At 71.8% G+C, this 18,546-nt stretch carries 21 protein-coding genes; 9 read left to right on the top strand and 12 right to left on the bottom strand.

The genetic code is table 11. The features are described from left to right. Both D8M34_RS15435 and dapD read right to left on the bottom strand, forming a co-directional pair. A partial coding sequence (locus D8M34_RS15435) for a DEAD/DEAH box helicase (RefSeq protein WP_148113063.1) occupies positions 1 to 1,191 on the bottom strand: 1,191 nt, incomplete at its 3' end. Positions 1,192 to 1,428: 237 nt separating this feature from the next. Next, positions 1,429 to 2,382 carry a 2,3,4,5-tetrahydropyridine-2,6-dicarboxylate N-succinyltransferase gene (gene dapD, locus D8M34_RS15440; protein ID WP_126894428.1) on the bottom strand — a complete coding sequence of 318 codons (954 nt, stop codon included), beginning with the start codon at positions 2,380 to 2,382 and terminating at the stop codon, positions 1,429 to 1,431. A 66-nt stretch (positions 2,383 to 2,448) separates the two neighbouring features. Here dapD and dapE point away from each other — a divergent pair, with 66 nt between their 5' ends. From dapE to D8M34_RS15455, 3 genes are all read left to right on the top strand, one after another. Then, positions 2,449 to 3,522 carry a succinyl-diaminopimelate desuccinylase gene (gene dapE / locus D8M34_RS15445; protein WP_126894429.1) on the top strand — a complete coding sequence of 358 codons (1,074 nt, stop codon included), beginning with the start codon at positions 2,449 to 2,451 and terminating at the stop codon, positions 3,520 to 3,522. Further along, positions 3,504 to 4,721, top strand: a complete 1,218-nt coding sequence (locus D8M34_RS15450; protein WP_126894430.1) for a hypothetical protein — start codon at positions 3,504 to 3,506, stop codon at positions 4,719 to 4,721. The genes dapE and D8M34_RS15450 overlap by 19 nt, the downstream gene beginning before the upstream one ends. Positions 4,722 to 4,813: 92 nt before the next feature. Then, positions 4,814 to 4,987, top strand: coding sequence for a DUF3117 domain-containing protein (locus D8M34_RS15455; RefSeq protein WP_071328210.1), 174 nt, complete (start codon positions 4,814 to 4,816; stop codon positions 4,985 to 4,987). A gap of 82 nt (positions 4,988 to 5,069) precedes the next feature. Here D8M34_RS15455 and D8M34_RS15460 read toward each other — a convergent pair whose 3' ends face one another. Continuing rightward, entirely contained in the window at positions 5,070 to 5,708 is a 639-nt protein-coding gene (locus D8M34_RS15460) for an O-methyltransferase (RefSeq protein ID WP_025102959.1), read from the bottom strand. Between the two features lie 90 nt (positions 5,709 to 5,798). On the opposite strand from D8M34_RS15460, the gene D8M34_RS15465 reads away from it, so the two are divergent. Next, positions 5,799 to 6,173 (top strand): twin-arginine translocase TatA/TatE family subunit, encoded by a 375-nt coding sequence (locus tag D8M34_RS15465; protein ID WP_025102960.1) that lies wholly within the window; start codon positions 5,799 to 5,801, stop codon positions 6,171 to 6,173. Between the two features lie 9 nt (positions 6,174 to 6,182). Here the strand turns inward: D8M34_RS15465 and D8M34_RS15470 are convergent, their stop codons facing one another. From D8M34_RS15470 to D8M34_RS15485, 4 genes are read right to left on the bottom strand one after another with little or no spacing between them, the layout of a single operon-like run. Continuing rightward, positions 6,183 to 6,677: a YcxB family protein gene (locus D8M34_RS15470; protein ID WP_025102961.1), complete on the bottom strand. Its 495-nt coding sequence runs from the start codon at positions 6,675 to 6,677 to the stop codon at positions 6,183 to 6,185. A 22-nt stretch (positions 6,678 to 6,699) separates the two neighbouring features. After that, complete coding sequence (locus D8M34_RS15475) at positions 6,700 to 7,821, bottom strand: Mrp/NBP35 family ATP-binding protein (protein ID WP_062766417.1); 1,122 nt, start codon at positions 7,819 to 7,821, stop codon at positions 6,700 to 6,702. Further along, positions 7,818 to 8,339 (bottom strand): DUF1003 domain-containing protein, encoded by a 522-nt coding sequence (locus tag D8M34_RS15480; protein WP_025102963.1) that lies wholly within the window; start codon positions 8,337 to 8,339, stop codon positions 7,818 to 7,820. The genes D8M34_RS15475 and D8M34_RS15480 overlap by 4 nt, the downstream gene beginning before the upstream one ends. Next, entirely contained in the window at positions 8,339 to 9,607 is a 1,269-nt protein-coding gene (locus D8M34_RS15485) for a magnesium transporter MgtE N-terminal domain-containing protein (RefSeq protein ID WP_126894431.1), read from the bottom strand. Before D8M34_RS15485 ends, D8M34_RS15480 begins: the two co-directional genes overlap by 1 nt. Before the next feature lie 87 nt (positions 9,608 to 9,694). Here D8M34_RS15485 and D8M34_RS15490 point away from each other — a divergent pair, with 87 nt between their 5' ends. Together D8M34_RS15490 and D8M34_RS15495 are read left to right on the top strand one after the other, a co-directional pair. Continuing rightward, positions 9,695 to 10,399 (top strand): general stress protein, encoded by a 705-nt coding sequence (locus D8M34_RS15490; protein WP_238695679.1) that lies wholly within the window; start codon positions 9,695 to 9,697, stop codon positions 10,397 to 10,399. Further along, positions 10,396 to 11,073 (top strand): alpha/beta hydrolase family protein, encoded by a 678-nt coding sequence (locus D8M34_RS15495; RefSeq protein WP_126894432.1) that lies wholly within the window; start codon positions 10,396 to 10,398, stop codon positions 11,071 to 11,073. The genes D8M34_RS15490 and D8M34_RS15495 overlap by 4 nt, the downstream gene beginning before the upstream one ends. A gap of 33 nt (positions 11,074 to 11,106) precedes the next feature. Here D8M34_RS15495 and D8M34_RS15500 read toward each other — a convergent pair whose 3' ends face one another. After that, entirely contained in the window at positions 11,107 to 12,528 is a 1,422-nt protein-coding gene (locus tag D8M34_RS15500; protein ID WP_062633672.1) for an aminopeptidase P family protein, read from the bottom strand. A gap of 35 nt (positions 12,529 to 12,563) precedes the next feature. Further along, the gene (locus D8M34_RS15505) at positions 12,564 to 13,586 is read right to left on the bottom strand and encodes an endonuclease/exonuclease/phosphatase family protein (RefSeq protein WP_025102968.1); all 1,023 of its coding nucleotides are present in this window, start codon (positions 13,584 to 13,586) and stop codon (positions 12,564 to 12,566) included. Positions 13,587 to 13,700: 114 nt separating this feature from the next. On the opposite strand from D8M34_RS15505, the gene D8M34_RS15510 reads away from it, so the two are divergent. Both D8M34_RS15510 and D8M34_RS15515 read left to right on the top strand, forming a co-directional pair. Then, the gene (locus tag D8M34_RS15510) at positions 13,701 to 14,564 is read left to right on the top strand and encodes a PHP domain-containing protein (RefSeq protein ID WP_126894433.1); all 864 of its coding nucleotides are present in this window, start codon (positions 13,701 to 13,703) and stop codon (positions 14,562 to 14,564) included. 62 nt (positions 14,565 to 14,626) lie between these two features. Beyond that, positions 14,627 to 15,535 (top strand): DUF817 domain-containing protein, encoded by a 909-nt coding sequence (locus D8M34_RS15515; RefSeq protein ID WP_126894434.1) that lies wholly within the window; start codon positions 14,627 to 14,629, stop codon positions 15,533 to 15,535. Positions 15,536 to 15,541: 6 nt separating this feature from the next. Here D8M34_RS15515 and D8M34_RS15520 read toward each other — a convergent pair whose 3' ends face one another. Further along, on the bottom strand, positions 15,542 to 17,062 hold the full coding sequence (locus D8M34_RS15520; protein WP_126894435.1) for a DEAD/DEAH box helicase: 1,521 nt from the start codon (positions 17,060 to 17,062) through the stop codon (positions 15,542 to 15,544). 193 nt (positions 17,063 to 17,255) lie between these two features. Here D8M34_RS15520 and D8M34_RS15525 point away from each other — a divergent pair, with 193 nt between their 5' ends. Beyond that, positions 17,256 to 17,969 carry a ferritin-like fold-containing protein gene (locus tag D8M34_RS15525; RefSeq protein WP_060923156.1) on the top strand — a complete coding sequence of 238 codons (714 nt, stop codon included), beginning with the start codon at positions 17,256 to 17,258 and terminating at the stop codon, positions 17,967 to 17,969. A 1-nt stretch (position 17,970) separates the two neighbouring features. On the opposite strand, the gene D8M34_RS15530 is transcribed toward D8M34_RS15525, so the two are convergent. Next, the gene (locus D8M34_RS15530; RefSeq protein ID WP_126894436.1) at positions 17,971 to 18,258 is read right to left on the bottom strand and encodes a hypothetical protein; all 288 of its coding nucleotides are present in this window, start codon (positions 18,256 to 18,258) and stop codon (positions 17,971 to 17,973) included. A 7-nt stretch (positions 18,259 to 18,265) separates the two neighbouring features. Continuing rightward, on the bottom strand, positions 18,266 to 18,490 hold the full coding sequence (locus tag D8M34_RS15535; protein WP_025102974.1) for a DUF3107 domain-containing protein: 225 nt from the start codon (positions 18,488 to 18,490) through the stop codon (positions 18,266 to 18,268). Between the last annotated feature and the right edge of the window lie 56 nt (positions 18,491 to 18,546).

Below are 18,546 nucleotides of genomic sequence, written 5' to 3' on the forward strand. Positions count from 1 at the left end.
TGGGGGAGCGGGGCGCACGTGCGGAGCCCGGTCGGGGACGAGCTCGGTGACGGCGTCGGCGGTGAGGTTCTCCAGCGGTGCGGTGATGGCGGCCTTGCGCAGGAGATCCTTCACGTCACGGCGCTGCTCGGGCAGGACCACGGTGACGACCGTGCCGGCGGCGCCGGCGCGAGCCGTGCGGCCCGAGCGGTGCAGGTAGGCCTTGTGCTCGACGGGCGGGTCGACGTGGACGACGAGGTCGACGTTGTCCACGTGCACACCGCGCGCCGCGACATCGGTCGCGACGAGGACGCGGACGCCCCCGTCGGCCGGGTCGGTGGAGAAGGCACCGAGGTTGCGCTCCCTGGCGTTCTGCGACAGGTTGCCGTGCAGGTCGACGGCGGGGATCCCGGCGGCGGTGAGCTGCTTGGCGAGCTTCTTCGCCTGGTGCTTGGTGCGCGTGAAGAGGATGCGACGGCCGGTGCCCGAGGCGAGATCGCGCACCAGCACGGTCTTGTTCTCGGGGGAGTCGACGACGAGCACCCGGTGGGTCATCTCGCCGACCGGCACGCTCGCCTCGTCGACCTCGTGGCTGACGGCGTTCGTGAGGAACCGGCGGGCGAGGGTGTCGATGCCGCGGTCCAGCGTGGCGCTGAAGAGCAGGCGCTGACCGTCGGCGGGCGTCGCCGACAGGATGCGGGTGACGCCGGGGAGGAAGCCGAGATCGGCCATGTGGTCCGCCTCGTCGAGCACGGTGACCTCGATCGCGCTGAGACGCACGACCTGCTGCTTCATGAGGTCTTCCAGACGGCCGGGGCAGGCGACGACGATGTCGACGCCGCCCTGCAGCGCCTGCTCCTGCGGACGCTGGCTGACGCCGCCGAACACGGTGGTGACCCGAAGGCCGACGGCCTCCGCGAGCGGGGCGACGGTCGCGGCGATCTGGGTGGCGAGCTCGCGGGTGGGGGCGAGCACGAGGCCGCGGGGCAGGCCGGAACGGCGCTTGTGGCCGGAGGCCGCCAGGCGGGCGACGAGCGGGAGCGCGAAGGCGATGGTCTTGCCGCTGCCCGTGCGTCCGCGACCGAGGAGGTCACGGCCGGCGAGCGAGTCGGGCAGGGTGTCGCGCTGGATCGCGAACGCCTCGGTCTTTCCGGAGGCGGCGAGAACGGTGGCGAGCTCGGCGGGAACGCCGAGATCGAGGAAGGAAGGCATGCAGAGAACTCCGTCAGCGCACGAGAACGGCGCGGGATAGTGGGGTGAGGTGGGCGAAGACGCAGCGAGTGCGCGTCCGTTCGCCGTGCGAATGGCCAGTTCGGGCTGGAGAGGGGAGCGCGGGCGCTCGCTTCGGTCCTCGGAGACCCCTAGACGACGACGATGCTGACCGGCCGGCGGCGCGGGCAACGGAGCCAGTCTACCAGCGGAGACCGGTCGAAGGCTGCAGGCGGGCTGTCAGGCGTGGAGCGCCTCGTTGAGTGTGACGCCGACGCCGGCGCGGCGGACCGCCTCGACGGCGCCCGTGAGGGAGTTGCGACGGAAGAGGAGGCCGTCCTGGCACGAGAGGTCGGCGCCCTTGACGGTCTTCCGTCCGCCGTCGGCCGTCGCGGGACCGTCGGCGAGCACGATCTTCGTCCCTGCGGTGACGTAGAGCCCGGCCTCCACGACGCAGTCGTCGCCGAGGGAGATGCCGATGCCGGCGTTCGCGCCGAGAAGCGTGCGGGCGCCGATCGACACGCGGTGCGACCCGCCGCCGGAGAGGGTGCCCATGATCGAGGCGCCGCCGCCGATGTCGCTGCCGTCGCCGACCACCACGCCCTGCGAGATGCGCCCCTCGACCATCGAGGCGCCGAGGGTGCCGGCGTTGAAGTTGACGAAGCCCTCGTGCATGACCGTGGTGCCGGGGGCGAGGTGGGCGCCGAGCCGCACGCGCGAGGCGTCGGCGATGCGCACCCCGGCGGGCTGCACGTAGTCGGTGAGACGAGGGAACTTGTCCAGGCCCTGGATCTGGATCCCGGCGCGCTGGAGCTGCGGACGCAGGCGCGCGGCATCGGCGGGGAGCAGCGGGCCGGCATTCGTCCAGGCGACGTTCGGCAGATGACCGAAGATGCCGTCGAGGTTGAGGGCGTTCGGCCGCACGAGCAGGTGCGACAGCGCGTGCAGACGCAGATAGGCGTCCGCGGTGGAGACCGGGGCGGCGTCCAGATCGATCGTGAGCTCGACCACCGCGAGGGTGACGTCGCGGCGCTCGTCCTGACCGGTCTGTGCGTCGAGCGCGGTGCGCGCGGCGGCGACCTCGGTCTCGGACGGCGCGGACGAGCGGACCTCCGGGTACCACGCGTCGAGGACCGTGCCGTCGCTCGCGGTGGTCGTCAGGCCGAATCCCCAGACAGATCGTGCGTCGCTCATGCCTCCACGGTATCGCGCCGACGACGGTGTCCCGTCCCGCATGACGGGCATCAGTAGGCTGGGGGCATGGTGCTCGATCTGACCGCGTCCTCCGCCGACATCACCCGCGCGATCTGCGACGTCCCGAGTGTCTCCGGCGACGAGAAGACACTGGCCGACCTGATCGAGGAGGCCGTGTCCGGTCTGCCGCACCTGGAGGTCATCCGACACGGCAACACGGTCGTCGCCCGCACGGATCTCGGTCGGGCGCAGCGCGTCGCGATCGCCGGGCACATCGACACCGTGCCCCTCAACGACAATCTGCCCACGCGCGACATCGAGATCGACGGCGTGCCGTATCTGTGGGGTCGCGGCACCGTCGACATGAAAGCCGGGGTCGCGGTGCAGCTCAAGCTCGCCGCCGAGCTCACCGACCCCGCGATCGACGTGACCTGGATGTGGTACGACAACGAGGAGGTCGCGGCCTCCCTGAACGGCCTCGGGCTTCTCGCCGCAGCGCGTCCTGACCTGTTCCAGGCCGATTTCGCCATCCTCGGGGAGCCGTCGAACGGCCAGGTCGAAGGCGGGTGCAACGGCACGCTGCGGGCGATCGTGCGGACCACGGGCGTCCGCGCGCACAGCGCCCGGGCCTGGATCGGCGAGAACGCGATCCATCGCGCGGCGCCCATCCTCACCCGGCTGTCCGAGTACCGGGCCCGGGAGGTGCTGGTGGAGGGCCTGCTCTATCGGGAGGGGCTCAGCGCGGTCCGCATCGCGGGTGGGGTCGCCGGGAACGTCATCCCCGACGCCTGCGAGGTCGAGGTCAACTACCGCTTCGCGCCGAACAAGTCCGCGGCCGACGCCGAGGCCCACGTCCGGGCGGTCCTCGCCGGCTTCGACGTCGAGATCACGGATGCCGCCGAGGGCGCCCGCCCCGGGCTGGACGCCGACATCGCGCGCCGGTTCGTCGGGGCGGTCGGCGCGGAGCCGCAGCCGAAGTACGGATGGACCGACGTGGCGCGCTTCTCGGCCCTCGGCATCCCGGCCGTGAACTACGGGCCCGGTGACCCGCATCTCGCCCATCACGACGAGGAGCGTGTGCCGCTCGCCCAGATCGACGCCGTCGAGCGGGGTCTGCGCGCATGGCTCACGTCGCACTGACGCTCGCACGGCGCTGGGCGCGGATGCCGCTGGCTCTGCGCATCGGCATCATCTACGTCCTCGCACGGGTCGTGACGACCGGATTCCTCATCGCCGCGGCCTCCCTGTCCACGGTGTTCTCGCGCTTCGGCGGCGACGCCGGGCTCGTGGACTTCGTCCTCGGATGGGACGCCCAGTGGTACTGGCAGGTAGCGGTGCACGGCTATCCCGCCGACCTCCCGCTGACCGACGACGGGGAGGTGGCCGAGAACGCGTGGGCCTTCATGCCGGTGTTCGCGTACGCCGCGAAGGCGCTGGGCTTCCTGTTCGGCTCCTGGGGCGCCGGAGCGCTCGTGCTCGCGCTCGTCGCCGGCTACCTGGCCTGTCTCGCCCTGCATCGTCTGCTCCGCGACCGCATCGGGAACGCGGCGGCGCTGTGGGCCGTCGTCTTCTTCGCCGCCGGCCCCCTGGGCGCCCTGTTCCAGGTCGGCTACGCGGAGACGCTCTTCCTGCTGCTGCTCTTCCTCGCGCTGGACGCGACGATCCGCCGGAACTACGCCTGGCTGTACGTGCTGATCCCGGTGCTGGGATTCACCCGCCCCGGAGTGCTCGCCTTCGCCCTGTACCTCGGCCTGCACGGGATCCTCCGCTGGACGCACCGTCGCACGGATCCGCTCGGGGGCAGGGAGGTCGTGCACATCGTCGCCCTCGGCGCACTGGCGACGGCGACCGGGTTCGCGTGGCAGGTGATCGCCGGTGTCGTGACCGGGGACCCCGGCGCCTACCTCGCCACCGAGCTCGCCTGGCGCCGGCACTGGATCACCGGGGGCGTCGAGGGGTTCGTGCCCTTCGAGGGCTGGGTGCAGGCATCGCAGTTCTGGTTCGAGCTGTGGGGCCTGCCGGCCGGCTGGGGCCCGGTCGCGCTCATCGTGCTCGTGGTCGCGGCGGCCGCCGCGCTGCTGCTGTCCCCGCAGGTGCGCGCGCTCGGCCCCGACCTCCGTCTCTGGAGCGCGAGCTACCTGCTCTACCTGCTCGCGGTGTTCTTCCCGCAGTCGAGCACGTTCCGCCTGCTGCTGCCGCTCAGCCCGGCGTGGGGAGCGGTGGCGGTACCGCGCTCACGAGCGTGGCGGCTGGGCGTGCTGGCGCTGTGCCTGGTCGGCCAGTGGGTGTGGATCTATCACGTGTATGCCCTCGGCAGCACGTTCTGGCAGGTGCCCTGACGACGCCGGGGAGCGGATTGTGTCCCGTGACGTCCACGGCGCGGTCGCACCCGATAAACTCGTCCCATACCACCGGAGGAAAGGGAGCCACGATGGCAGCGATGAAGCCGAGGACCGGAGACGGACCCATGGAGGCCGTGAAAGAGGGACGACTCATCATCGTGCGTGTTCCGCTCGAAGGAGGAGGCCGCCTGGTCGTCTCCGTGAACGACGCCGAGGCCAAGGAGCTTCACGACGTGCTCGGTGCCGTCGTGGCCCCGGCCTGATCGTACCTGGTCCGCTGCAGCGCGACGCGAAGAGGGCGAGGGATCCGCGGATCCCTCGCCCTCTTCGCGTCGGCGGACCCGGTCAGGCGCGGTCGTCGAGGCGGATCAGCTGCAGCAGGCCCTCGCCCGCGGGCGAGACCGTGGCCAGCACCGCCGAGGATTCCTGCGTCTCCTGGACGAGCGATCGATAGGCGGAGGTGACGTCGTCGCGCTGAACGGGGTCGGCGACCCGGCCCCCGGCGAGGATGCGCGGCACGAGCACCAGGCCGCCGGTGCGGGCGAGGCGGAGACCGTGCGAGACGTACTCGATGACGTTCTCGGGGTCGGCGTCGACGAGGACGATGTCGTACGACGCCTCGTTCATGCGGGGGAGCACGTCGATCGCGCGGCCGGCGATGAACCGCGCGCGGGTGGCGGGCACCTTCGCGTCCGCGAACGCCTGACGGGCGGCGGCGAGGTGCTCGGGCTCGTTGTCGATCGAGGTCAGCACCGCGTTCGGGGCCCCGCGCAGCAGCCAGAGTCCGGAGACGCCGGCGCCGGTGCCGATCTCGACGATGGAGCGCGCCGTTCCGGCGGCGGCGAGCACGGCGATCTGCGAGCCGACGACCGCGCTGATCGGGGCCGCTCCCAGCTCCACGGCGTGGGCGCGAGCGCGGGCGATGGTCTCCGGCTCGACGATGGACTCGCGAAGGAAGCGCGCGTTGGCGTCGTGCTCGCTCATGACCTGCCTCTCCCTGCGTGCATGGCTGATGTGTCCAGGGTATTCGCTCACCGCGCGCAGAGCCCGCAGGCGCGGCGGTAGCCTGGTCACATGACGTTCGGCCTCACCTTCGAGAAGCTGCTGCTCATCGGCCTGATCGCGGTGCTGATCATCGGCCCCGAGCGTCTGCCGCGTGCCGCGGAGGCCTTCGCGAGCATCGTGCGCAGGGCCGGCGAGTACATCCGCGACACGAAGTCCCGTGTGCGCGAGGAAATGGGACCGGAACTCGACGACGTGGACTGGCGCAAGCTCGACCCGCGCCAGTACGACCCCCGGCGGATCATCCGCGACGCCCTCCTCGAGGAGCCGGAGCCCGCGACCCCCGCGCAGGCGACGGCGACGATCGCCGAGCCGGTGGCCCCGCGCACCGCGCCGCCGACCTTCAGCGCGGAGGACCGCCCGCCGTTCGACAGCGAGGCGACCTGAGCCGTCCGGTCAGGAGATCCGCGTCCGCAGGGTCGCCAGCTCCTCGTCGCTGAAGAGCGAGCGCGGGATGGCGGTGGCGACGGAGGCGTCGCGCACCTTGAAGATCACGGCGTCCCGTCCGACGCGGAGACTCTGGAACGTGGCGTAGGGGATCTCGGAACGACGACGATCGCTTCCCAGCTGCAGCCGATCCTCTTCGAGTGCGACCCACACGACGCTCTCCACCGGCATCGCGGCCCGCACGGCGCGCCGGGCGCTCGAGGTGGTCAGGAGCACCGCGTAGGCGCCCAGTCCCACCGTGACCACGGGCATCCAGGCGACGATCGCGCTGACCTCGGCTCCCGTGGAGAGGAGGTCGTTGAGGGTGAAGACGGAGAGGACGAGTCCCGCCGCCAGCGCGACCCACATCACGATCGCGACGGGACGGGTGAGCGCGTAGACGGCCGCGTCGCGCGCCATCCTCCGCAGCAGTCCCTCATCCACGGTCACGGAGCGGTGCGGCATCCGTCCATCCTCCCACGCGTGCTCATCCGATCGACATGGGCAGCGAGCGGCCGGACAGGCCCCGGCCCCGTCGGGCGAGGGCAGCGGCCATCGTGCGGATCGCCTGCGCGGCGGCGTCGTCCGGCGCCGAGGTGACGACCGGGACGCCCTCGTCCCCGCCCTGGCGGAGCGCCGGGCTGAGCGGGATGGAGGCGAGCAGGGGGACCGGCGCGTCGGGCGCGGACAGGGCCTCCGCGACCGCCGCTCCGCCGCCCGCACCGAACAGGTCGATGACGGTGCCGTCGGGGAGGGTGTACGCGGACATGTTCTCGATCACGCCGATCACCCGCTGACCGGTCTGACGGGCGACGAGTCCGCTGCGGATGGCCACGTCGGAGGCCGCCGCCTGCGGCGTGGTGACCACGAGCACCTCGGCGTGGGGGAGGAGCTGCCCGATCGAGATGGCGATGTCCCCGGTGCCGGGCGGCATGTCGATGAGCAGGACGTCGAGATCGCCGAAGAAGACGTCGGTGAGGAACTGCGAGACCGTGCGGTGCAGCATCGGTCCGCGCCAGGCCACGACGGACTCCCCGTCGCGCAGGAACATCCCGATCGAGATGGTCTTCACCCCGTGGGCCACCGGCGGCAGCATGAGGTCGTCGATGCGCGTCGGCTGCGTGCCGGCCGGGATGCCGAGCAGACCGGGGATCGAGAAGCCGTGCACGTCCGCATCCACCAGGCCGACGGCGAGGCCCTGATCGGCGAGGGCGACGGCGAGGTTCGCGGTGACGGTCGACTTGCCGACGCCGCCCTTGCCGCTGGAGACGAGGATCACGCGGGTGAGGGAATCGGGCCCGAACGGCATGTGCCGGGCGGGGCGACCCGCGCGGAGCCGTTCGGTGAGGGCCTTGCGCTCGGCCGGGGTCATCACGCCCACCTCGACCTCGACGCCCGTGACCCCGGGGACCGTGGCGGCGGCGCCGCGCACGTCGCGCTCGATGCGGTCGGCGGCGGGGCACCCCACGATCGTCAGCACGATGCCCACGTGCGCCACGCCGTCTTCGACCGTGATGTCGCGCACCATGTCGAGGTCGCCGATCGGCCGCCGCAGCTCGGGGTCGGTCACCGCCGCCACCGCGGCTCTGACGCTCTCGGCCGCGGTCATGAGGCGGTGCCGCCTGCGGGCTTCTCCTCGGCGTCGCCCAGCTCAGCCAGCAGGGCACGGAGCTCCTGCCGCAGCACGTCGCGGGTGACCACCTGCGCGTTGCGCTCCTCCAGCGACATCCGCAGCGCGACGATCTCGCGGGCGAGGTACTCGGTGTCGGCGAGGTTGCGCTCGGCGCGCTGCCGGTCCTGCTCGATCTGCACGCGGTCGCGGTCGTCCTGGCGGTTCTGCGCGAGGAGGATCAGCGGCGCGGCGTACGAGGCCTGCAGCGACAGCATGAGGGTGAGCGCGGTGAAGCCCAGCGCGGCGTCGTCGAAGCGCACCTCGCGGGGCATGAGCGTGTTCCAGCCGATCCAGAGGATGCAGAAGAGGCTGAGGATGACGAGGAACGCCGGCGTGCCCATGGCACGGGCGACCCATTCCGTGAAGCGTCCGAAGCGGTCGCGCGAGGTCGACCGGGGGCGGGTGCTCGTCCGTCCTGGCGCGTCGAGGCGGGCGGCCCGCTCCTTGCGTGCCATCAGCGCGCCTCCGTCACGGGCGGGGCGACGTCGTCGCTGTCGTGCGTGCGCCAGTCGTCCGGCAACAGGTAGTCGAGGACGTCGTCGATGCTGATCGCGCCGACGAGGCGGTGGGCCGCGTCGATCACGGGCAGGGAGACGAGGTCGTAGCTGGCGAGCATGCGGGCGACCTCGGCGGCGGAGGCGGTGACGGGCACCGGCTCGAGGCTGTCGTCGAGGATGGCGCCGAGCCGCTCGTGCGGCGGATAGCGCAGCATCCGCTGGAAGTGCACGAGGCCGAGCAGCCGCCCGGTCGGCGTCTCGAACGGTGGGAGCGTCACGAACACCGCTGCCGCCAGGGCCGGGTGCAGCTCGTGGCGGCGGATGAGCGCCAGGGCCTCGGCGACCGTGGCGTCGGCGGACAGGATGATCGGCTCCGGGGTCATCAGACCGCCGGCCGTGTCGGGACCGTAGCGCAGCAGCATCCGCACGTCTTCCGCCTTCTCCGGCTCCATCCGCTGGAGCAACTCCTCCAGCTGGGTGGGCGGAAGCTGGGCGAGGAGGTCGGCGGCGTCGTCCGGCTCCATCTGATCGAGGATGTCGGCCGCGCGCTCCTCGCCGAGGCGGTCGAGGATGTGCACCTGCTCGTCCTCCGGCATCTCCTCGAGGGCGTCGGCGAGGCGATCGTCGGAGAGCTCCTCCGCGACCTCGATCATCCGCTGCTGCGGGAGGTCGAGGAGCGTGTTGGCGAGATCCGCGGCGTGCAGCTCGGAGTACGAGGCGACGAGCTGCTCGGCGGACTGCGACTCGCCCGGTGCGTGCTCCTCGGTGACCTCGCCCCAGGCCGCGAACGTCGTCGGGCCCTTGGCGAACGGCGACGCGCCGGTCTTCGGGCGGCGCAGGAAGAGCTGACTGATCGCCCACTCGCCGAGACGGTTCGGCTCGATCGCCACGTCCTCGATCACCGCGGTGCCGCTGCCGTCGGTCAGACTCACCCGCCGGCCCAGCATTTCGGCGAGGACGCGCACCTCGCCGGCGCGGGGAGAGAAGCGCCGCACGTTGATGAGGCCGGTGGTGATGACCTGCCCGGACCGGATCGACGTGACCCGGCCGATCGAGAGGAACACATGGCGCCGGCCGGGGATCTCCACGACCAGTCCGATCACGCGCGGGGCCGCGGTACTTCGATACACGACGACGACGTCCCGGACCTTGCCGAGCCGGTCGCCGACGGGATCGAAGACGGCGCACCCTGCCAGGCGCGCGGCGAAAACCCGTTGTGTGCTCACTCGACCAGCGTAGCCCGCGGCGTGCCGGGGCGGCTGTCGGGGCGGTCGCTCGGCCGGCCGCGAGGCACGACGTGGAAGAATAGCCGGATGAGCATGCTGAATCGCCCCGCGAGCGGCACGGACACCGGTGAGATCGTCGCCTCCATGCGCGACTACGAGAGCGCGCAGAAGGCGGTGTCGAAGCTGATCGCCGGAGAGGTCCCTGCGCGCGACATCGCGATCGTCGGGCAGAGCGTGCGGACGGTCGAGCGGGTGACCGGACGGCTCGGCTACGCCGCGGCCGCGCGGTCGGGAGCGATCAACGGGGTGCTCATCGGCCTCTTCCTGTCGGCGATCCTCGTGCTGGGCAACCCGGAGGTGCCGATCCAGCTGTTCGTCGGCTTCGTCCTCATCGGCGTCGCGGTGGGCATGCTGCTGAGTCTCGTCACCTACGCCATCGTGCGTCGCCGCCGTGACTTCGCGAGTGTGACGCAGTTCGCCGCGGACCACTACGAGGTGACCGTGCAGCCCGGGTCGCTGGCGAAGGCGCGGCAGGTCCTCGGCGCGCAGCGGGTCGCCCCCGTGCGTCCTCCGGTGAACCTGGACGAGCCGCCGAAGTACGGCGAGCGGATCCCGCAGGGCGCTCCTGCTCCGGCCCCTGAGCCTGCTCCGGCCCCTGAGCCTGCTCCGGCCCCTGAGCCTGCTCCGGCCCCTGAGCCAGGCCCGGCTCCTCAGCCTGCTCCCGCTCCTGAGCCCGGTCTTCCGCCGCGGCCCGCCGACCCGGAGACCGGCACCCCCGGATCCGTGCGGTGACCCCGGAGCCCTCCGCCGTCCGGATCGAGGTCGTCCTGCCCGCCGGCACGACCCCGGTGTCCGCCGACTGGACGCCGGGCACCCGCGATGACGTCGTGCTGATCGCCCACGGGGCCGGAGCGGGGAAGGACCACCCGTTCCTCGTCGGCTTCGACCGGGCCCTCGCCGCACTCGGCTACTCGACGCTGCGTTTCTCCTTCCCGTACGCCGAGCAGGGGCGCCGCATGCCCGGTCCCGCCGCCCACGCGGTCGCGACGTGGGAGGCCGCGGTCGCCGAAGCCCGTGCACGGGCGCCGCATGCGGCCGTGTGGGCGACCGGGAAGTCCTACGGCGGGCGCATGGCGTCCCTGGCCGTCGCAGAGGGGCTCGTCGTGGACGGCCTCGTCTACCTCGGCTACCCGCTCCACCCGCCGGGGCGTCCGGACAAGCCGCGGATCGCCCATCTCCCCTCGATCACCGTCCCGCAGCTCTTCGTGGAGGGCACCGCGGACCCGTTCATCCAGCCGATCGCCCAGCTCGAGGAGGCCGTCGCGTCCTGTCACGACGCGCGGGTGCACTGGGTCGAGGGTGGCGGCCACTCCTTCGAGGTGAAGGGCCGGCGGCGGCCGCCGGCGGACGTCGCCGCGGACCTGGCGCCCGTGGTCGACGCCTTCGTCAGCACGCTGCGGGGGTGAGGAGCGGGGCCGCGGCCCCACTCCCTCCCGTCGTCAGCCCTGCAGTCGCGCCATCCAGGCTTCGACCTCGTCGGCCGTGCGCGGGATGTCCGCGGAGAGGTTGACCGGGCCGTCCTCGGTCATCAGGATGTCGTCCTCGATCCGGACGCCGATGCCGCGCAGCTCGGCGGGTACCGTGAGGTCGTCGATCTGGAAGTACAGCCCCGGCTCGATCGTGAAGACCATGCCCGGCGTGAGGATGCCGTCGTAGTACATCTCGCGGCGCGCCTGCGCGCAGTCGTGCACGTCGATGCCGAGGTGGTGCGACGTGCCGTGCACCATGTAGCGCCGGTGCTGGCCGCCCTTGTCCGCGTCCAGGGCCTCCTCGGCGGTGACCGGGAGCAGGCCCCACTCCGCGGTGCGCTCGGCGATCACGGCCATCGCCGCGGCGTGCACGTCACGGAAGCGGACACCGACCTTCGCCGCTGCGAAAGCCGCGTCGGCGGCCTCGCGCACGGTCTCGTAGACGCGGCGCTGCACGTCCGTGAACGTCCCGGACACCGGCAGCGTGCGGGTGATGTCAGCGGTGTAGAGGCTGTCCGCCTCCACGCCCGCGTCGACGAGGATGAGGTCTCCCGGCACGACCGTGCCGTCGTTGCGCGTCCAGTGCAGGTAGCACGCGTGCGGCCCGGACGCGGCGATCGTGTCGTAGCCCTCGCCGTTGCCGTCCTCGCGGGCGCGGCGGTGGAAGACGCCCTCGACGACGCGCTCGCCCCGGGCGTGCGCGACCGCGGCCGGGAGCTCACGGATGATGTCGTCGAAGCCCTGCGCCGTGATCGCCACGGCCCGGCGCATCTCGGCGATCTCGAAGTCGTCCTTGATGAGGCGCAGCTCGGAGACGAAACGCGTGAGGGCTTCGTCCTCGTCGAGGACGAGCTCGCCGTCGACCGGGGCGAACTCGTGCAGGTGCGCCGTGGCCACCTGCAGGTCGGCGGCGACGCCGGCCAGCGACGGGCGCGGGCCGATCCAGAACTCGCCGACGGTAGCGTCGGCGTAGAACTCGGTCGTGGTGCGGTCGGCGCGCTCGCGGAAGTACAGGGTGATGTCGTGTCCGTCGGACGTCGGCTCGAAGACGAGCACCGAGTCCGGCTCCGCGTCGGAGGCCCAGCCGGTGAGGTGCGCGAAGGCGGAGTGCGCGCGGAAGACGTAGTCGGTGTCGTTGCTGCGCTGCTTGAGCGAGCCGGCGGGGATCACGAGGCGCTTGCCGGGGAACGCGGCCGAGACGGCGGCGCGGCGGCGCTCGGCGTACGGAGCCTGGGCGCGCGGCGCGGGCAGCGTCTCCGGACGCTCGGCCCAGCCGGTGGAGATGGTGTCGAGGAAGCCCTGCGGGAAGGGCTGCTTGCGGTTGGTCGAGCTGTTCTCGACGGGGGCTTCGACGGTCTCGTCAGCGATCGTGTCGTTTTCTCCGGTGCTCATCCGTCCAGTCTCTCACCTGGAGGCCCCCGGCGTGATCAGCCGGCCGGCTCGAGCTGCACGATGAGGGCGCGATGATCGCTGCCCCCGGCGTCGTCGAGCACGGCGGAGCCCGTGGGGCGCCAGTTGGCCGACGCCATCACGTGGTCGATGGGGGCGCCGGCGAGAGCGGGGAACGAGCTCGGCCAGGTGCCGGACATCCCGTTGCCGGTCCGGGAGGCGACGTCGCGGCAGTACCCGATGTCGCCGCCGTCGATGCCGAGGGAGGCCATGTGATCCACGGTCGCATTGAAGTCGCCGGCGAGGATGAAGTCACCGGCGGGGCACTGGTCGGCGATCCACTGCAGGTCGCTCTGCCACTGCTGCATCTCCTCCATGCGCGGCGCGACGGCATGCACGGCGACGATCGTGGGGCCATCGCCGTCGATGGGCATGAGCACGGCGCTGGGCACGGATCCGGTGTTGTTGCTCCCGTCCTTCGACGACTCGATGACGGAGTACTCGCCGAGCTCCGGAGCCACGAGCACGGTGGTCTGCCACGACTGCGGACCGTCCTCCACGTCCGGGCGGAACTGCACGTGGTGCACCCACATGGGATGCCCCTGCTCGCGCAGCATGAGCGCGATCCGCTCGCCGACCTCCTCGGTGGTCTCGGGCAGCGCCACCACGTCGGCCTCCTGCTCCAGGATCTCCCGGGCGATCTGCTCGGCGGAGACGGCCTCACCCGCCGTGTTCCAGGTGAGCACCCGCAGGCTCGTGTCGGTCCGCTCGGGGAGGGCGGCCACGCCGAACCCCCGCGTCGCCCCGATCACGCCGGTCGCGGCGGCACCGAGCAGCGCGACGATCAGGATGGACGCCGCGAAGCCCCGCAACGGCCGGGCGAGCAGGAGCAGCAGCGCCAGCACCGCGATGACCAGGAAGCCGCCGAGCACGAGGCCGCGGGCGGCGACGAGCTGAGCGAACGGGTAAGTCTGCTCGAGGCGGAAGAACTGCGGCCACACGACGACCGCCGTCGCGATCGCGAACAGGACGGTCAGCAGGATCCCCAGGAGTCGAAACATCCCGTCCAGCCTAGAAGCGCCGCCTGTGAAGTCCCTGCCTCAGGACCGGCTCGTCGCCGCGATCGGTGTCCGGGATTCCGCGCCACGCGCGTCGGCGCTCGGTACGCTCGGAGGATGCCCGTTCCGCCCGCCGGTCCCGCCGACCTGCACCTGCATTCCAACCACTCCGACGGCACTGAGGCGCCCGCCGAGGTCATGAGACAGGCGCATCGGCACGGGGTGCGGACCGCGGCGCTCACGGATCACGACCGCACCACCGGCTGGGCGGAGGCCGGCGACGCCGCCGTCGCCCTGGGTATGACCTTCCTTCCGGGCATGGAGCTCTCCGCCAAGCACGAATGGCGCAGCGTGCACGTGCTCGGCTACCTCTTCGATCCGGAGGATGCGGCGCTGCGGGCCGAGACCGACCGGATCCGGAACGACCGGATCGGGCGCGCGGAGCGCATCGTCCGCAACATCGGCCGCGACTACGACCTGCACTGGGACGACGTCCTCGCCCAGACCACGCTCGACGCGACGGTCGGCCGTCCCCACATCGCCGATGCCCTGGTGGCCCGCGGCATCGTGCGCGATCGGGGGGAGGCCTTCGACGGCATCCTGCACCCGAGGGAGGGCTACTACGAGCCCCACTACGCGCCGGACCCGCTGACCGCCGTGAGACTGCTCACCGAGGCGGGAGGCGTGGCGATCATCGCGCATCCCGTGACGGCGGGCCGCGATCGGATGATGCCGATGCCGTACATCGAGCGGCTGCTCGACGCCGGGCTGGCCGGGTTCGAGGTGGACCATCGAGAGAACACGGCCGCCGGCAAGCGGCTCCTTCGCGAGCTGGCGGAACGGCACGACCTCATCGTCACCGGGTCCAGCGACTACCACGGCACGGGCAAGCCCAACGTGCCGGGGGAGAACACCACCACGGAGGACATGGTGGCCCGCATCATCGACCGGGCCACGGGTACCCCACCGCGGCGTCCCTGAGCCCGGCGGACTGTCGGCGGTCTCCCGGCGTTCTGTCGACCCCGACCGCTACGGTCCGAGGCATGCAACGTGCCACCTCCCTGGAGCGCCGCGTCGATGCGGCCGCCCGCCGTCTCCTCCGCGCGGTGCCGACGACGGGCTTCCGCGCCGGACTCGCCGAGTTCGTCGTGTTCGTGCTCAAGCAGGCGTGGGCGTGCGTGTTCGGCGCGGCGCTCCTGGTGGTGATCATCGCGGCCCGCCTCTGGTATCCCGACGACGCGGCGCTCGCCCGCAACGACGCCCTGACGATCGCGGCCGTCCTGATCCAGGTGGCGATGCTCGTGTTCCGGCTGGAGAGCGGACGGGAGCTCTGGGTGATCGTGCTCTTCCACATCACGGGGACCGCGATGGAGCTGTTCAAGACCGACGTCGGCTCCTGGGCGTACGCCGCGGACGGCATCCTGCGCATCGGCGGCGTCCCGCTGTTCAGCGGCTTCATGTATGCGGCGGTCGGCTCGTACATGGTGCGGGTGTACCGGCTGTTCGACCTCGGGTTCACCCGCTATCCGCGGCGGTGGATGACGGCCGTGCTGGCGGCGACGATCTACATCAACTTCTTCACCCACCACTGGTGGTGGGACGCGCGGTGGGTGCTCCTCGCCGCCGTGGTCGTGCTCTGGCTGCCCACGATCCTGCACGCGCGCGTGTGGCGCCGCACCATCCGCCTTCCGCTCCTGGTCGTGTTCGCCGGCGTCGCGGTGTTCATCTACCTCGCCGAGAACATCGGCACGTGGGCGGGCGCCTGGGCCTACCCGGACCAGGCGGAGGGATGGCAGCCGGTGTCGCTGAGCAAGCTCAGTTCCTGGTTCCTGCTGATGATCATCTCGGTCGTGCTCGTCGCCTGGGTCTACCCGCCGCAGGTCCCGGCCGCGCTCCTGCAGAACGAGGGGCGCCGCACGGAAGACCGTGCGGCGCCCCTCGGACGACGATGATGCGGATCAGGCGCCCGTGACGGGTGCGGCTCCGCTGCCGGAGCCGCCGCGACGACGGCGGCGGCGACGCGCGGGAGCGGGCTTGCCGTCGTGGTGCTCCTTGCCGGCGCCGTCGTGCGTGCCGGCGCCCTCGGCGCCCCGGTCGGCGGTCTCCGCGGCCGAGCCCTCGGCGGACCCGCCCTCGGTCGCCCCTTCGGCGAAGGTCGAGCCGACGGGCGTGGAACCCGTCCGGCGGCGGCGACGGCGGCGCGTGCCGCCCTCCCCGGTCCCTTCGGCGGCGGCGTCGGCAGCGCGCTCCGGGCGACGGGAGCGCTCGGTCTTGACCGCCTCCTTCTTCGGCGCGCTCACGAGCCGGCCCTTCGTCCCCTCGGGGATGTCGAGGTCGGTGTAGAGGTGCGGGCTCGAGGAGTAGGTCTCGATGGGCTCGGGCTGGCCGAACTCGAGGGCGCGGTTGATGAGGGCCCACTTGTGCAGGTCCTCCCAGTCGACGAACGTGACGGCGATGCCGGTCTTCCCCGCGCGGCCGGTGCGTCCCGCGCGGTGCAGGTAGGTCTTCTCCTCGTCGGGGATCGTGTGGTTGATGACGTGCGTGACGTCATCCACGTCGATACCGCGCGCGGCCACATCCGTCGCCACGAGCACGTCCTTCTTGCCGGCCTTGAACGCGGCCATGGAGCGCTCGCGCTGGTCCTGGCCCATGTCGCCGTGCACGCCGCCCACGTTGAAGCCGCGGTCGGTGAGCTCGTCGACGAGGCGCTGGGCCGCGCGCTTGGTCCGCGTGAAGATCACGGTCTTGCCGCGCCCCTCGGCCTGCAGGATGCGCGCGATGACCTCGTCCTTGTCGAGCGAGTGCGCGCGGTAGACGAGGTGCTTGATGTTCGCCTGCGTCAGACCCTCGTCCGGATCGTTCGCGCGGATGTGGATGGGGTTGGTCATGAACCGCCGCGCGAGCGCGACGATCGGGCCGGGCATGGTCGCGGAGAACAGCTGGGTGTGCCGCACCGCCGGCACCTTCTGGAAGATCTTCTCGATGTCGGCGAGGAAGCCGAGGTCGAGCATCTTGTCGGCCTCGTCGAGCACGACCTCGGTCGCGTTCGAGAGATCGAGCAGGCGCTGGCCGGCGAGGTCGATGAGACGACCCGGCGTGCCGACGACGATCTGCGCGCCGGCCTTGAGCTGGTCGATCTGCCCCTCGTAGGCCTTGCCGCCGTAGATGGCGACGACGCTCGTGGAGCGGTTGCTCGTGAGGAGGTCGATGTCCTCGTAGACCTGCACCGCGAGCTCGCGGGTGGGGACGACGATGAGGGCCTTGACGCCCGGCTCCGGGTCCTTCCCGAGTCGCTGCACGACCGGGATGCCGAAGCCGAAGGTCTTGCCGGTACCGGTCTTGGCCTGCCCGATGATGTCCTGGCCGGGGAGGCCGAGGGGGATGGTCTGCTCCTGGATGGGGAAGGCATCGACGATGCCCTTCGCTGCCAGTGCGTCGACGATGTCCTGGTCGATGCCGAGTTCGGCGAAACTTGTCACTGTGTTCAGATGCCTGTCCGGCGACCTCGCGATCGCCTCGTAAACGGAGCCACGCCGTCTCGTGTGCCACAGGCGCGGGGCCCCGCTCCGACGGCGGGGACACGCCCAGCCTACCGGAGGGGTGGCTCCGGGCAGGGAGGACGCCGTCGCCCGAGTATTGTGAACGACGTGGCCGACTCGGGAGGAACACCTCGTGGTTAAGTGGTTCTGGCAGCGCGATGCCGCGCCGCGACGCACCCTGGCGCTGCGCAGCCGCGGCGAGCAGAGCGATGCGACGCGTGTCGACTTCGCGGAGCTGGCGCCCGAGCTCGACCGGTTCCTCGGCCAGGCGGCCTACCTCCAGCTCGGGTACTTCGAGACGCTGACGCGGCTCATCCGCGCGACTCCCGAGCTGGCCGAGAAGGAGTCGCTGTCCCGGGCCGCCGGTGCCGCGCTCACCAAGCACCGGGGCATCGTCGACATCATCGCGGCACGCGGCCAGGACCCGACGCAGCTCATGCTCCCGTTCCGCGAGCACCTGGATGCGTTCCGGCGCAAGACCATCGGGGCGCGCCCGCGCGAGACCCTGCTCGCGGTCTACATCACGGCGGGCATGCTCGACGACTTCTACCTCGCGCTCGCCTCGAGCTACGGCGAGACGGGGCGGCGGGTCGCCGAGATCCTGCGCGAGGATGATGCGCGCCACGAGATCGTCGCGATCATCCAGGAGACGATCGAGAGCGACGAGGAGTGGCGCTCGCTGCTGTCCATGTGGGCGCGACGCCTCGTGGGGGACACGATCCTCGTCTGCCGTGCGGCCCTGCGGCCGGAGCTCCTCGCCGTGGAGGAGGCCCGCATCGAGCCGGTGTACACCGAGCTCATGGGAGCGCACGCCCGCCGCATGGATGCGATGGGCCTCGCGTCCTAGGTCAGATCCCGAGCGCGGCTCGCTGCTGTGCGTCGCCGCGTCGACGCCCTGCGGTGAGAGCCGTGGTCGCCAGCGCCGCGACGACCACCGCGCCGAGGATGCTCGCGAGCCACAGCCAGACGCTGTCCTCGCCCACGCCGGCCCATTGCAGGCTCGTGTAGACGATCGCCGAGACGGCCGTCGCGATCGCCGGGGCGAGGGCGACGCCGCGCAGCTCGCGACCGCCGATCAGGAAGTGCGCGGCGATCCCGAGCACGCAGGCGCCGACGAGGGCGAGGAGGATGTACATGCGCGGGTCAGGCGACGAAGCCCACGCGACGCGACTCCTCGGTGCCCAGCTCGATGTAGGCGAGGTTCGCGGTCGGCACGATGTAGGAGTTGCCCTTCACGTCGGCGAAGCTCAGGTGCGAGGCGCTCTGCTCGAGTGCCGCGGAGACCTGGGTGCGGACCTCGTCCGCCGTGGCAGCGGTGTCGAAGCTCAGCTCGCGGCCGGTGTTGATGATGCCGATGCGGATTTCCACGGGTGCTCCTTGCAGGTCGTCGGACTCGCCCAACTCTATCGCGCAGCCGGCGGTGG

Source organism: Microbacterium sp. HSID17254, assembly GCF_003989315.1.
GTDB lineage: Bacteria > Actinomycetota > Actinomycetes > Actinomycetales > Microbacteriaceae > Microbacterium.

Coding starts and splice junctions, on each gene's coding strand:
- D8M34_RS15450 (WP_126894430.1), top strand. CDS start 3,504: ATGGCTCACGTCGCACTGACGCTCGCACGGCGCTGGGCGCGGATGCCG.
- dapD (WP_126894428.1), bottom strand. CDS start 2,382: ATGAGCGACGCACGATCTGTCTGGGGATTCGGCCTGACGACCACCGCG.
- D8M34_RS15480 (WP_025102963.1), bottom strand. CDS start 8,339: ATGGCACGCAAGGAGCGGGCCGCCCGCCTCGACGCGCCAGGACGGACG.
- D8M34_RS15470 (WP_025102961.1), bottom strand. CDS start 6,677: ATGCCGCACCGCTCCGTGACCGTGGATGAGGGACTGCTGCGGAGGATG.
- D8M34_RS15515 (WP_126894434.1), top strand. CDS start 14,627: ATGCAACGTGCCACCTCCCTGGAGCGCCGCGTCGATGCGGCCGCCCGC.
- D8M34_RS15465 (WP_025102960.1), top strand. CDS start 5,799: ATGACGTTCGGCCTCACCTTCGAGAAGCTGCTGCTCATCGGCCTGATC.
- D8M34_RS15455 (WP_071328210.1), top strand. CDS start 4,814: ATGGCAGCGATGAAGCCGAGGACCGGAGACGGACCCATGGAGGCCGTG.
- D8M34_RS15490 (WP_238695679.1), top strand. CDS start 9,695: ATGAGCATGCTGAATCGCCCCGCGAGCGGCACGGACACCGGTGAGATC.
- D8M34_RS15475 (WP_062766417.1), bottom strand. CDS start 7,821: ATGACCGCGGCCGAGAGCGTCAGAGCCGCGGTGGCGGCGGTGACCGAC.
- D8M34_RS15505 (WP_025102968.1), bottom strand. CDS start 13,586: ATGTTTCGACTCCTGGGGATCCTGCTGACCGTCCTGTTCGCGATCGCG.
- D8M34_RS15460 (WP_025102959.1), bottom strand. CDS start 5,708: ATGAGCGAGCACGACGCCAACGCGCGCTTCCTTCGCGAGTCCATCGTC.
- dapE (WP_126894429.1), top strand. CDS start 2,449: ATGGTGCTCGATCTGACCGCGTCCTCCGCCGACATCACCCGCGCGATC.
- D8M34_RS15510 (WP_126894433.1), top strand. CDS start 13,701: ATGCCCGTTCCGCCCGCCGGTCCCGCCGACCTGCACCTGCATTCCAAC.
- D8M34_RS15500 (WP_062633672.1), bottom strand. CDS start 12,528: ATGAGCACCGGAGAAAACGACACGATCGCTGACGAGACCGTCGAAGCC.
- D8M34_RS15530 (WP_126894436.1), bottom strand. CDS start 18,258: ATGTACATCCTCCTCGCCCTCGTCGGCGCCTGCGTGCTCGGGATCGCC.